8 protein-coding genes are annotated in these 13,451 nt (G+C 41.1%); 7 read left to right on the forward strand and 1 reads right to left on the reverse strand.

All coding sequences use genetic code 11. The annotated features are described in order from the left end of the window. The first annotated feature begins 247 nt into the window (after window positions 1–247). The 5 genes from QVD32_RS01850 to tsf all read left to right on the forward strand — a co-directional run bounded on the left by QVD32_RS01850 (window position 248) and on the right by tsf (window position 5,500). Window positions 248–2,554 (forward strand): T9SS type A sorting domain-containing protein, encoded by a 2,307-nt coding sequence (locus QVD32_RS01850; RefSeq protein WP_021891584.1) that lies wholly within the window; start codon window positions 248–250, stop codon window positions 2,552–2,554. A gap of 223 nt (window positions 2,555–2,777) precedes the next feature. Then, entirely contained in the window at window positions 2,778–3,233 is a 456-nt protein-coding gene (rplM, locus tag QVD32_RS01855) for a 50S ribosomal protein L13 (RefSeq protein WP_008862826.1), read from the forward strand. Between the two features lie 5 nt (window positions 3,234–3,238). Further along, entirely contained in the window at window positions 3,239–3,625 is a 387-nt protein-coding gene (gene rpsI / locus QVD32_RS01860) for a 30S ribosomal protein S9 (RefSeq protein WP_008862825.1), read from the forward strand. 125 nt (window positions 3,626–3,750) lie between these two features. Next, window positions 3,751–4,590: a 30S ribosomal protein S2 gene (gene rpsB / locus QVD32_RS01865; RefSeq protein ID WP_008862824.1), complete on the forward strand. Its 840-nt coding sequence runs from the start codon at window positions 3,751–3,753 to the stop codon at window positions 4,588–4,590. Window positions 4,591–4,675: 85 nt separating this feature from the next. Then, complete coding sequence (tsf, locus tag QVD32_RS01870; RefSeq protein WP_008862823.1) at window positions 4,676–5,500, forward strand: translation elongation factor Ts; 825 nt, start codon at window positions 4,676–4,678, stop codon at window positions 5,498–5,500. Between the two features lie 78 nt (window positions 5,501–5,578). Here tsf and QVD32_RS01875 read toward each other — a convergent pair whose 3' ends face one another. Further along, window positions 5,579–9,646, reverse strand: coding sequence for a hybrid sensor histidine kinase/response regulator transcription factor (locus tag QVD32_RS01875; protein WP_021891583.1), 4,068 nt, complete (start codon window positions 9,644–9,646; stop codon window positions 5,579–5,581). A gap of 359 nt (window positions 9,647–10,005) precedes the next feature. Between QVD32_RS01875 and QVD32_RS01880 the strand changes: the two genes are divergently transcribed. Both QVD32_RS01880 and QVD32_RS01885 read left to right on the forward strand, forming a co-directional pair. Next, a complete protein-coding gene (locus tag QVD32_RS01880) occupies window positions 10,006–11,136 on the forward strand; it encodes a glycoside hydrolase family 26 protein (RefSeq protein WP_021891582.1) in 1,131 nt (376 codons plus the stop codon). Window positions 11,137–11,154: 18 nt separating this feature from the next. Then, on the forward strand, window positions 11,155–13,398 hold the full coding sequence (locus tag QVD32_RS01885) for a glycoside hydrolase family 3 N-terminal domain-containing protein (RefSeq protein ID WP_021891581.1): 2,244 nt from the start codon (window positions 11,155–11,157) through the stop codon (window positions 13,396–13,398). The last annotated feature ends 53 nt before the right edge of the window (window positions 13,399–13,451 follow it).

The following is a 13,451-nucleotide window of genomic DNA, read 5'->3' on the forward strand; positions in this document are numbered from 1 at the left end:
AAACTCCCGTCCCTGAGAGCTCGCCCCGTCGTCCCCGACGCCACTCCATACCCCTGATTTTCGGTTCATAATCCTTTGATAATATCTAATATATAGATTTTTTGAAAATGGATATGTTGTATTTTGTTTATTATTTATAATATTTACATTTGTAACCTCTCGTTTTAGTGTAGATGAGCTTTGGGTTATATCCGTGCTCTTCGATTTGTTTTTTGAAAAATCCAAAATTCACTATAAATTTTAGTTTATGAAAAGAGGTTTACTTTGTATTTTATTCGTAGTTTTATTAACTGTGAATGTGTCGGCGATCGTTGTTTCGGAATCGACGCCGGTCGTATTGATTAACGAGGATTTTTCCAAATTTGTCGAGGGGGCTGAAACAGCTCCTACGGAACAGGATTTGGCAGATGAAAGTACTGGCGCAATCGATGCCCAATATACCCAACAAGCGGGTTGGTCTGGTATGGGTATTTTTCAGGCTGGGGGAATTTGTGCGATAGCTCCTGTATATAATTATTATTTCTATGAAGGTGGTTATTTGAATACGCCTAAGGGGGATTATTCGGGGGTGATTACTTATTCTTTTCGAGCTCGTCTGCAAGAGGGGGATCAATCGAAAATAAATGTAGTGATGGGTGAAGGTTATAACACTATCGATTCTTATGCACATACACTTACCACTGACTGGCAAACCTATACGGGAGAGTTTAAAAAAGGTACTTTTGACCGTTGTTTTATTCAGTTTTCTGCTGGTGATGAAGACAAAGTTTTAATTGATGATATAAAGATTGTTCGGATAAAAGAAATTATTCCTACGCCTAAATCGTTGGAAGCGACTGATCTTACGCGGGAGGGGTTTACGGCTCATTGGGAAAGCAGCGAGCGAGCCAAAGACTATTTATTGAGCGTGTATAGTAAACGATTTCCTGATGGGAAGGCTCCGAAAACAGTGAAGGAGACTTTCGATACCGTTAATTGTACCGACTCGTTGATTAGCTCTGATAATCCTCAATATCCCGAAGGTTGGGTTGTCGATGTCGTTACTCATGGGACTCGTCATGTGTATACAGATGAAGGCAATTACAGTTCTGCTTCGGTTGCATTGGCATTTGATGCTACGGGAGACTCTATCGTAACTCCGTTGGAAGATGATCCTATGGATAGCTTTTCGTTTTGGGGTAAAACTATGCTTTCTGGAAATAGCTCAAAAATTCATGCTGAATATTTTAATGGAGTAGAGTGGAAGGACTTGGGTTATTCTTTTGCTTCTTCGCTTCAAACGGGGCGCTATATCGATCTTACCTCTTCTCTACCGTCCGATTGTTATCGGGTAAAGATATGGTTCGAACAGAAGAATAACGGACGTGTCGCTATCGATGATATTTCTTACAGTTGTATGCCTGTCAGAGAAAATGTATATGTTTTCGAAGATAAGAATGTAGGGAGTGTGACGTCTTATAATGTGGAAGGCTTAGACGAGAATTTGGATTACTATTATTATGTAAAGGCTTCTTCGGAAAATGGAGTGCAGTCTGAACCATCTGACGAAATCGCTGTAATAGGATTGGTCGCTCCTGTTGTGGCTGCCGCTACCGATGTAACAGAATCGTCATACACGGCACATTGGGAAAAAACACCTAAGGCCGAGGGGTATAGAGTGAATAATTATAGTGTTTATACGGCGAGAGAAGACGAAGAATATGTCGTTTTGGAAGAAGATTTTTCGAAAGTAACGACTTTGGCTACACCAGAAAATCCAGACGAGTTTGAGTCGAGTTCTCTTGTGATTCTAGATGATTATACTTTATTGCCCAATTGGTTATTTAGCGGCGGACTTCGTTTGGCAAACGGTATGCTTGGAGGGTATGGTTGGCAGGCGACTCTTCAAACACCCGAACTGGTGCTGAATAACGATACCGTATTCGAAGTGACAGTGACAGCATGGGCAAAGGTTTCGAGCGGTTGGACCGATTTATATATCTACTCTGAAAACGATACTAAAACACTGACTTTCGAGAAATCGGAGTCTAAAACATTTACGGTGGAAATGAAAAACGGTATTGAAAAAGATTGCCTCCGTTTCGCTACCGATGGCGGTGCTCTTTTCTTTATCGATAATATTGTCGTTAAACAAAAGTTGAAAGCGGGTGCTCAGGTGTCCAGATTGGAAAACAGTGTTATTGTGAGGGACTCCGAAACTACTTCGTACTCCTTTACCGGATTGCAATGCGGACAGTATAAATACGGTTATGAGGTATCGGCCTATCGTTTGCTGGGCGATGATTTAGTCGAATCGGAATTTTCGGACCGGCAGATCGTGGAATATATCCCTTCGGGGGTAAATTCACTTTCTGCATCTGGTGCTAAGGTTTATGCCATAGATGGAAAGTTGTATGTGCAAGCCGAGGTTCCTTCTAAGATAGAGATTTATTCTATTTCGGGAATGTCGGTATTGGAAGATTCTGTCGGGGTAGGAGAGAACCAATATGATCTATTACCCGGATTCTATATTGTGAAAGTCGGGAATAGAACAACGAAAGTTCTGGTGAAATAAAGATACTTTCTGATAATGGATCGGCCCGGTTTTCCGGACCGATTTTTTTGTTTAAATCTGTAAAAGAAAAATCGAAATCTTTTGTTTTTCAAATAAAAAACGTACCTTTGCAGTCCGATTATTACCCAAATTTGAGAAAATTTGAATAGTAGCCATGCCTTCTTTGGCCGGAAGCATGAATGCTATGTGTATGTTAAGTATTTAATAATTAAAAGAATAAGCAGTGGATACTTTAAGTTATAAGACCATTTCTGCAAACAAAGCGACCGTTAAAAAAGAATGGGTTGTGGTTGATGCAACCGATCAAGTTTTGGGTCGTATGTGTGCAAAAGTTGCTAAAATATTGCGTGGTAAATACAAACCGTGCTATACTCCTCATGTGGATTGTGGCGATAATGTAATTATTATCAATGCTGATAAGGTGCAATTAACGGGGAAAAAATGGACGGATCGGGTTTATTTGAACTTTACAGGTTATCCCGGTGGTCAAAGAGAATTGTCTCCTGCCGATTTGATGAAAAAAGGAGAATCGAGATTATTCAAACGTGTACTGAAAGGTATGCTCCCTAAAAATAAATTGGGCGCTCAATTGTTGAGAAACGTTTATATTTATGGAGGAAGCGAGCATCCACATGCTGCACAAACCCCTAAAACAATAGATATTAACACCCTTAAATAAGTAATATGGAAGTAGTTAATGCATTAGGCAGACGTAAAGCCGCAGTAGCACGAGTATTTGTTTGCGAAGGTTCGGGTGTAGTTACGATAAACAAAAGAGAGTTGGCTGTTTATTTCCCCTCTTCAATACTTCAATACATTGTAAAGCAACCGCTTGAAAAATTGGGCGTTGCAGAAAAGTATGATATTAAAGTGAATCTGAATGGCGGTGGTTTCAAAGGACAGGCCGAGGCTCTTCGTTTAGCGATTGCCCGCGCATTGGTGAAAATCAATCCCGAGGATAAACCTGCTCTGAAATCGGAGGGCTTCATGACTCGTGACCCGCGTACCGTTGAACGTAAGAAACCGGGACGTCCCAAAGCTCGTAAGAGATTCCAGTTCAGTAAACGTTAATATGCGACGGCCTGACGCCGAAGATATATTTGTGTTTAGTATCCAAACCGCAAGGACTTTTCTTTTCATAGGGAACTACCTTGTGGTTGTGTAAGTAGAATGTAAACAAATTAAACAAAGAAAAAATGTCTATTACTAATTTTGACCAGTTATTGGAAGCCGGTGTTCATTTCGGACACTTGAAAAGAAAATGGAATCCTGCTATGGCTCCTTATATCTTCATGGAGCGTAACGGTATCCACATTATCGACTTGTATAAAACCGTAGCAAAGATCGACGAAGCCGCAGCTGCATTGAAATCAATCGCTAAATCGGGTAAAAAAATTCTGTTCGTCGCTACTAAGAAACAAGCCAAACAAGTTGTCGCCGACAAGGCTTCTGCTGTGAATATGCCATATGTTATCGAGCGTTGGCCGGGTGGTATGTTGACTAACTTCCCTACGATTCGTAAGGCTGTGAAGAAGATGTCTACCATCGATAAAATGGAAAAGGACGGAACGTTTGACAATTTGTCTAAGCGTGAAAAATTGCAAATCTCTCGTCAACGTGCCAAGTTGGAAAAGACTTTGGGCAGTATTGCCGATTTGAATCGTCTGCCTTCCGCTTTGTTCGTTGTCGATGTTTTGAAAGAACATATTGCCGTGCGCGAGGCCAATCGTTTAGGTATTCCCGTATTTGCTATGGTAGATACCAACTCGAATCCGAACGATGTAGATTTCGTTATTCCGGCTAATGACGATGCTTCGAAATCTATCGAAGTGGTTCTCGATGCCGTATGCGGTGCTATTGCCGAAGGTTTGGAAGAACGTAAGGCTGAAAAAGTTGATGCTCCTGCCGAGGGTGAGGATGCTCCTGTTAAGAAAGAACGTAAAACTCGTATCTCTCGCAAGAAAGCCGAAGATGCAGAGGTTGCCGAAATAACGGACGAAGCTCCTGCCGCCGAAGTTAAAGAAGTAGAAGAATAAAAAATAATCAAAGACAAAGAGTGGAGCCTTTTCTTTGACTTCACTCTTTGTTCGTTTCTAATTATAAAAATAGGAGATTAAGTATATGGCTGTTACAATGGCTGAAATCAGCAAGCTACGTAAACTTACGGGAGCCGGCATGATGGATTGTAAGAATGCTTTGACCGAGACTAACGGTGATATCGAAGCTGCAAAAGAAATTATTCGTAAAAAAGGTCAAGCTGTCGCTGCTAAACGCGAAGACCGCGAAGCTTCGGAAGGTTGCGTTTTGGCTGCTGCCAAAGGCGATTTCGCTGCTATCGTAGCTTTGAAGTGCGAAACGGATTTCGTTGCTAAGAACGATTCTTTCGTAGCCTTGACTAAATCTATTCTCGATGCTGCCATCGAGGCAAAAGCTACCGATCTTGAAACCGTAAAGGCTTTGGTTGTCAATGGTACTCCCGTCGCTAACTTGATTGTCGATGAAATCGGTAAAACCGGAGAAAAGATGGAGCTCGGTTACTACGAAGCTATTTCGGCTCCTTATACCACCGCTTATATTCACCCGGGGAATAAATTGGCTACGATTGTAGGTTTTAACCTCGCCGATACCGATTATCAGGTAGCTCACGATGTGGCTATGCAGGCTGCTGCTATGAGCCCTATCGCTGTTTCTCGTGATGAAGTTCCGGCCGATGTGGTAGAAAAAGAACTTGAAATCGCAAAAGATAAGGCTCGTCAAGAGGGTAAGAAAGAGGAAATGCTCGATAAGATTGCTCAGGGTCGTCTGAACAAATTCTATCAAGAAGTTTGTTTACTTGAACAAGCTTTTGTGAAAGATCCCAAGCAAACTATTCAACAGTATCTTCATTCAAGCAACAAAGAACTTACAGCTGTTGCTTGTAAGAGAATTACTCTTAATGAGGAATAACGATATAAATTTTTGATAAGAAAAAGCCGTATCGAAAGATACGGCTTTTTTATTGTGGTAAATTGGGAATCAAGATTGTTATTTTTCTGTTTTTGGTTTCTCGGAATCCCTGTTCGAGCGGTGAATTTCCATATAGTGGCTGGGCGACATACCATAAAACTCTTTGAAGCTGTTTGAGAAGTGAGATAACGAGGAGAATCCGGTGGCATAGGAAACTTCTGAAACGCTCAAATTTTTGCATGATAACAACCAAGCCGCATGTCGTAATCGCGTCGTTTTTATGTAATCACTGGGGTTTTGATTGGTGAGCTGTTTTAATTTCCTTTGTAGTTGAGAACGACTGATACCGATTTCTTGACTGATCGTTTCGACCGATAAATCTGATTCTGCTATTTTATTTTTTACAATGTTTTCCAGTTTCTCCAAAAACTTTTCGTCTGTTGATTTTATATTGGTTACTTCTTCTTTGATTTCATTGAATTTACCCTCGTATTTATTTTTCATAATACGGCGTAGTTCTATCAGTTTGCGGATTCTTATTTTCAAATGCTCTATATTGAAAGGTTTGGGAATATAAGAGTCTGCGCCAGCTTTTAGTCCTTCAATGCGTTGTTCTATCGCTGTTTTTGCAGTCAGCATAATGACCGGGATATGACTGGTCTGTTCGTTCTTTTTGATTTTATCGCACATTTCGATTCCGTCCATTTCGGGCATCATAACATCTGAAATGATACAATCTGGATTTTCTTTGATGGCTATTTCTAGCCCTTTCTTACCATTGCTCGCTTCGATTATCTGGTATTCGGTTGATAGGACTTTGTGGATATAATTTCTAATCTCTTGGTTATCTTCGACAACCAAGAGTTTTGGTTTGTATTTATTTTGAGGGGATAAGGTGTTTGAGGAGGTTTCATTTGAGAAGAAAGGTGCGACAGAAGTCTGTACAAGTGTAGCTAAGTTACGATCGGAGTGTTCCAACTTTTTCTCTTCTTCTTTTAGGTAGCTTTCGTCCAAAGGAAGAAGGACTGTAAATGTGGCCCCGGGTTGTTCTGTATCTTCTACAAATATTTTTCCATGATGTATCTCCATTAAACTACGAGACAAATGTAATCCTATTCCTGTGCCCATTTTGATTTTATTGTTTTCGTTGGGAACTTGATAGAACCGGTTAAAAACCGTTTCCCTTAGTTCTTTCGGGATTCCACAACCGGTGTCGGAAATACGGATTCTGAGGAATGACTCAGTCGTATCGACGACCATTCCAATTTTCCCGTTGGTCGGGGTATATTTAAAAGCGTTGGAAAGCACATTGAAAATGACTTTATCTAGCTTTTCCTGATCGATCCATACAAAGGGCAAATTGTCGACAATGTGGACATCGAACGATATATTTTTTTCTTGGGCAAGGTGTTTAAAGGAGCCGATGATTTCCTGAATAAATATGTTTACATCTGTTTCTTCGGCTAATAATTTTACTTGTCCTTTGTCGAGTTTACGCATTTCCATAACTTGATTGACCAATCGTAAAATGCGATGCCCGTTTTGGTCTATAATTTTGTAGGTTTCTTTCAGTTTTTCATCTGTCGTGTTTTTGATAAGTTCTTCTATCGGAGTTAAAATTAAAGTAAGAGGGGTACGTATTTCGTGAGAAATGTCGGTAAAAAATTGCAGTTGGGACTGCATGATTTTACTTTCGTTTTTCTTTTGCAGGTCTTCTTTTTTTCGGAGGTTCTTGTTCCTAATATTGATATATGTACAATATGCCCCAACGAGAATGACGAGAATATAGATACCTTTCGCCCACCAAGATAACCATAACGGAGGAGTGATGACGATGTCTATTTTTCGGCTGATCGGTTCGGTATGAGGTAAGTGGGCTTTAATATATAAGGTATATTTCCCCGGTTTCAGGTTTGTATAAGTTACGGTATTGTTTCCGTTGGGTAAAGTCGTCCATGTTTTTTCAAATCCGTCTAGTTTTGCTTGGTATATGACATTGTTAGGGTTGTTATATTCCAATGCCGAGAATCCGATGGAGAAATTTTTTATATTATAGTTCAGACGAATTTCGTCGGAGTAATCGATAGACTTCTTTAAGATGGAGCCGGATTCTCCGGGAATTACCGGTTCGTTGTATATGAATAGATCGGTAAAGATAAGGTTCGATAAATTATAGCTGGGTTGGCTCTCGAAGGGATAGAAGAAGGTAAGTCCGTTTATCCCTCCGAAAAAGATTTCTCCGCTTATTGATTGAAAATAAGCACCTCTTCGAAATTCATTGTTTACCAACCCATCGGAAGTATAATAATTGGTAAATTTGTTTCGTTGAGGGTTGTAATGAGATAACCCGTAATAAGTACTTATCCAAAGGTGATTTTGTGCATCGATCTCTATTCCGCTGATGGCTGCATTGGGTAGTCCGTCCTTTTCGGTGTATTGGAGGATTTTTCCTGTATTCGGATTAATATAATTGAGACCCCAGTTGGTTCCTATCCATACACCTCCTCGATGATCGACTTTTAGGGCAAAAATGTTGTTATTACTTAGTTTTCCGTTTTCTGCTGTATAATCTTCAAAACTTCCATTGGACATGTCATACCGGCTTAATCCGGCTACACTTGTTCCTATCCAGATGTAGTTGCTATCTATGGCTATGGCGTTGACAGAATTGCTGAGTATCTGGTTTTTGGATTTCATGAGGTCATAAAGCAAGAAATCGGCGTTTTCGGTTTTCGGGTTATATTTACATACGCCGTGCTCATTGGTTCCTATCCAAAGGTTGCCCTTTTCATCTTCCGCAATGGCGTTTACATGTTTCACCTCGGTGTTGTTACAACGCAAATTCTTTTTTTCAAAGCGGTTGGTGGATTCGTCGTACAGATATAAGCCGTATAAATAGGTCCCTATCCAAATTCTTTTTCGGGAATCCTCGAAGATGGATAAGACGACATTGGCGGGGAACTTGCCGTCTTTATAATGAGCTTTTACTTTTCGGTCGGCATTCAGTCTGTATATGCCGTCTCCATCGGTTCCTATCCAGATATCTTTTGTATGGTCTTCCAGAATTGTCAGTATACATTCGTTGCCAATGCTTTTGTTTGTGTAGAAAGGATTAAAGCCTATGTTTTTGAATATTTTGTCTTTGAGCGGAATCATCAATATCCCTTTTTGATATAAGGCGACCCAAATGTTATGTTGCTTATCCTCGAATATACCGTGTACTTTGGCTTTTCTCATGTCCAAGTTGATCAACTCCGATTCGTATGTCGTAATCGTTTTGTCTTTGAAGTTATATCGTTTTAGGCCTAAGCCGTCGGTTCCTATCCAAAGATTCTTTTTGCTATCGGTGTATAGAGTATATACCATTTCGACGGAGGGTATGTAATTCCTTTGGAAAGACCGTTCTTTGAAATCGAAAGCATCGATGGTCCCATCTATTGTTGCAACCAGTATTTTCCCGGAAGGCTCTTCTATGATGGAAAAAATCTTGTTGCTCGATAATGTGTTTGGGTTCGTCGGGTCGTGAGAATAGTTGACAATGGTATGATTATCGACATTCAATACACTTATACCATTGTCTTGTGAACCTATCCAGATATTTCCGAATCGATCTTCATAAATCGTATTTATTTTATTGCTGCAAATATTACTGTTGGTCTGCATGTAATATACTGCATTCATGGAATTCTCGTTGATGCGGATAATACCTGAACGATTGGTCGATAGCCACACGTTTCCTTTGCTGTCTTCCGTAATACATTTTATATAGCTGAAATTGGTAATGTTTCGGTAAGAAAGGTTTACTTTCTGAAATTTACCGGTTTCGCGATCCAAGATTTGTACACCATCGGTCGTCCCTACCCAGAATCTTCCTTTTTTATCCTCCAAAACCGATAACACCGAATTGTTGGCCAATGAGGTCGAATCGTTGGCTATGTGGGTGAAAGTATTAAAATCTATTCCGTTGAAGACGTTTAACCCATTTTCTGTACATATCCAGATATATCCTTTCTTATCTTGGTAGATGTGATTGACATGGCTGTTTGAAAGTTGGTTATTAGAACCGAAGAATTTATCGGTATCGGCTTGAACTAATATAAAGCAAAATAAGGAGCATATAAAGAGAAAAAGCCTTTTTGTATTCATAATGTTAGCAGGCGCTTAAAATTGAACAAATTGAAATCTTTGCGTATTAATGAATTGCAATATAATGTGAAAGCAGGAAATGTCCGAATAGTGGGAGGCAGACTAGTTTTGTCCCTCTTTCTATTGACGCAAAAATACAATTTATTTTCGAATAATATAGCTTGCAAATGGGAAGGCTACATAAATTTAATCATCTGCAACATTTACGCAACCGGCAGCGCGTTTGCAAAAGGAGTATCTATGAATTGTGCAACCCGTTTAATGTGCGAATATCTACATTTGTATCGATGTGTAAATGATATATTTCAGTAGGGAGGATATAAAATTTGAGCCTTAAAAATTGATAAATTAAAAAAGATATGTGGAGTTTCCCAAAAGCAATTTTTTGTTTGTGCCTGCCGTTGGTTGGCTGGCTTTCGGCTTGTAACGAAACTAAGAGTGTGACAAATTTTGCGTGGACTGTTTCGGACGAAAGGGCTTCGGCAGAATTGAAAGATTTTTGTCATGATTTAACTTCCCGTTTGGAGGCTGGTATAATGCTTGGACATAAAGATGCCTTAGCTTACGGCAGCATGTGGTATAATCAGCCGGGACGATCCGATGTAAAAAGTGTCTGTGGCAATTACCCTGCGGTCGTAGATTGGGATTTAGGCGGGATAGAGTCGGGTTCTGAATTGAATGTGGATTCTATACCGTTTTTTCGTATCAGACAATATGTAGAGCAGGTGTATCGTAGGAACGGTGTGACGATTCTCTCTTGGAATCCATCTTTATCTTTCTTATTGCGGAAGGATTCTCTTCAAAATGTAGTTCGTTCGGTATTGTCCGGTAATGAGAGCCGTGTCGAGTATGAGCAGTATTTAGATCGAGTCGCTGTTTTTTTGGAGACTCTGAAAAATAGTGATGGCAGACATATTCCTGTTATCGTTCATTTGTTTCATTCTCCGAATTTAGCCAGTATGGATTGGGGCATGGGACATTGTTCTCCGGAAGATTACGTTCGGTTATGGCACATGACGGTCGATTATCTGCGGAATAAAAAAAATATTCATCATGTGCTTTATGCATATTCGATGTATGGAATCGTATCGGAAGAGGAAATAAGCCAGTATTATCCCGGAGACAAGTATGTCGATATTGTAGGGTTGAATCTATATCAAGATTTTGAGTCAGATGAGTCGGGCTCTCTTTATAAACAACGATTGAATATGGGGTTATCGGCCATGAACCGTTTTGCCGAGGCGAACAAAAAATTACCTGCTTTAACGGACACAGGGTCGAAAGGGGTAAAAATATCCAATTTCTTTTCTTCTATACTGGATCCGGTGATTTCTAAATATAAGATAAGCTATGTCGTTTTCGGACCCAATATGTGGAACGAGGAGGAGAGCTATTATATTCCCATTCCGGGGCATCCGGCCAGTGAGGATTTTTCTAAATTTGCGCATAGTCCTCACATTATTACTTGTGAAAAGGCAGATTTGATGTAAAATTAAATAGTGAAGAGTATGATAGTTAAAGAAATGAAAAGAATGGCTTTGTGCCTATTCTTGCTTTTGTTCGCCGGGAGTGTGTGGAGTGCGGCGAAGGAAGATAGGACGGAGCAGAGAGTGGATTCTGTTTTACGTCTGATGACCTTGTCGGAAAAAATCGGACAGATGAATCAAGTATCGAGTAAAGAGGATCCTACCGGACAACTTACCGAGTGTTCCAATGAAGAAGAGCTGATTCGTTCGGGTCAGGTCGGGTCTATGCTCAATGTCGTAGGAGTTGAGCGTACTCGTCATTTGCAGGAAATCGCCGTAAACGATACGAGGTTGCATATACCTCTTATATTTGCATTGGACGTCGTTCATGGTTATAAGACGATTTCTCCTGTTCCGCTGGCCGAGAGCTGCTCATGGGATATGGACTTGATAGAAAAATCGGCCCGAGTGGCAGCCGAGGAGGCTACGGCCTCCGGGATACAGTGGACCTTTGCCCCGATGGTGGACATTGCCCGTGACCCTCGTTGGGGACGTGTTATGGAAGGTTCAGGAGAAGATCCCTATTTGGGTTCGGCAATCGCGAAAGCTCGGGTAAGGGGATTCCAAGGAACGGACTTATCGGCATACAATACGATGGCTGCTTGCGCCAAACACTTTGTGGGCTACGGGGCCGCAGAAGGAGGTCGGGATTATAATACGGTAGATATTTCCAAACAAAGACTCCGGGAATTGTATTTGCCTCCTTTTTCGGCAGCAGCTGATGCAGGTGTCGCGACGTTCATGAATTCGTTCAATGAGGTGATGGGTGTACCTGCGACCGGTTCGACTTATTTGGTTCGGGATATATTGAAAGGAGAGTGGAATTTTCCGGGTGTTGTGGTTTCGGACTGGGGCTCTGTGGCGGAGTTAATACCTCACGGGGTTGCCGAGGATAAGTGCGATGCTGCCCAGTTGGCTGTTACTGCCGGCTGTGATATGGATATGGAAGGATATTGTTATGTATCGTCTCTTGAAAAATTGGTTCGTGAGGGAGTAGTTTCAGAATCTTTAATCGACGATGCCGTGAGACGTATTCTTCGGTTGAAATTCGATTTGGGCCTTTTCGATGATCCGTATCGTTATTGTGATGCAGAGCGGGAAAAGGCAGAGATACTTTCGGCAGAACATAGAAAGGTAGTTCGGGAGATGGCCTGCAAATCTATTGTGCTCTTGGAGAATAGAGAGGGTATATTGCCTCTGGACAATCGCTGTAAAAATATCGGAATCGTAGGACCTCTGGCCGATAATCCAGATGATATGTTGGGCTCTTGGTGCGCTCGTGGAGACGGTAAAGATGCGATCGGTATATTACAGGGCATTAAGCAAGCTGTCGGCAAGGGTGTAAGGATCCGTTATGCAAAAGGATGTGAAATAGAGGGAGATGACCGAAGCGGTTTTTCCGAGGCGGTACAAGTGGCAGAAAATAGCGATGTGGTGATTGTTTGTGTGGGTGAAAATCGGTTTATGAGCGGAGAAGCTGCCAGCCGTACCCGTTTGACTTTACCGGGTGTTCAACGGGAGCTTCTTAAAGCAATCAAAGAGACAGGGAAACCTATTGTACTGTTGTTGAGTAACGGCAGGCCGTTGGTTCTCGATTGGGAGAAAGAAAATATAGGTACTATCGTAGAGTGTTGGCAGTTGGGTTCCGAAGCTGGGAATGCGATAGCCGATGTCCTTTTCGGGAAGTATAATCCATCGGGTAAACTCACTATGTCTTTCCCCTATAACGAGGGTCAGATACCGGTGTACTACAATGCCAAGAGTACGGGACGTCCTTATGTTCCCAATGTGCGGTATGTAACGCGGTATTTGGATTGTCCGAACGTGTCTCTGTATTCGTTTGGATATGGGCTTAGTTATACCCGCTTCGAATATGGAGAATTGAAACTGGATAAGGATACTATGTTTCCGGGTGAGAAACTTCGTATCGATGTATCTGTCGCCAATGTGGGAAATTATGACGGGGAAGAAACGGTTCAGTTGTATATCCGGGACGTTTGTTCGAAGATAACTCGTCCCGAAAAAGAATTGAAAGGATTCAAAAAGGTCTTTTTGAAAAAAGGAGAAAGAACCGATATCTCGTTTGAATTATCATTGGCCGATTTGGAGTATGTACTTGCAGACGGAAGTCGTGAGTCGGATCCCGGTTTGTTTGAGGTCTTTGTCGGAGGAAATCCCGATGATGTGAAAAAAGCGGAGTTTATTTTAGTTCAGGGAGATAAATAAAAAGATTCGTATGAGTCTGAAAAAACGAAAGCCGGATTTTCAAAATCCGGCTT

Origin of the sequence: Barnesiella sp., from assembly GCF_022723415.1 — a bacterium.
Taxonomy (GTDB): domain Bacteria; phylum Bacteroidota; class Bacteroidia; order Bacteroidales; family Barnesiellaceae; genus Barnesiella; species Barnesiella intestinihominis.

Bases quoted from the DNA above. Each gene is read 5' to 3' on its own strand.
- QVD32_RS01850 (WP_021891584.1), top strand. From the start codon at position 248: ATGAAAAGAGGTTTACTTTGTATTTTATTCGTAGTTTTATTAACTGTG.
- rpsI (WP_008862825.1), top strand. From the start codon at position 3,239: ATGGAAGTAGTTAATGCATTAGGCAGACGTAAAGCCGCAGTAGCACGA.
- rpsB (WP_008862824.1), top strand. From the start codon at position 3,751: ATGTCTATTACTAATTTTGACCAGTTATTGGAAGCCGGTGTTCATTTC.
- tsf (WP_008862823.1), top strand. From the start codon at position 4,676: ATGGCTGTTACAATGGCTGAAATCAGCAAGCTACGTAAACTTACGGGA.
- QVD32_RS01875 (WP_021891583.1), bottom strand. From the start codon at position 9,646: ATGAATACAAAAAGGCTTTTTCTCTTTATATGCTCCTTATTTTGCTTT.
- QVD32_RS01880 (WP_021891582.1), top strand. From the start codon at position 10,006: ATGTGGAGTTTCCCAAAAGCAATTTTTTGTTTGTGCCTGCCGTTGGTT.
- QVD32_RS01885 (WP_021891581.1), top strand. From the start codon at position 11,155: ATGATAGTTAAAGAAATGAAAAGAATGGCTTTGTGCCTATTCTTGCTT.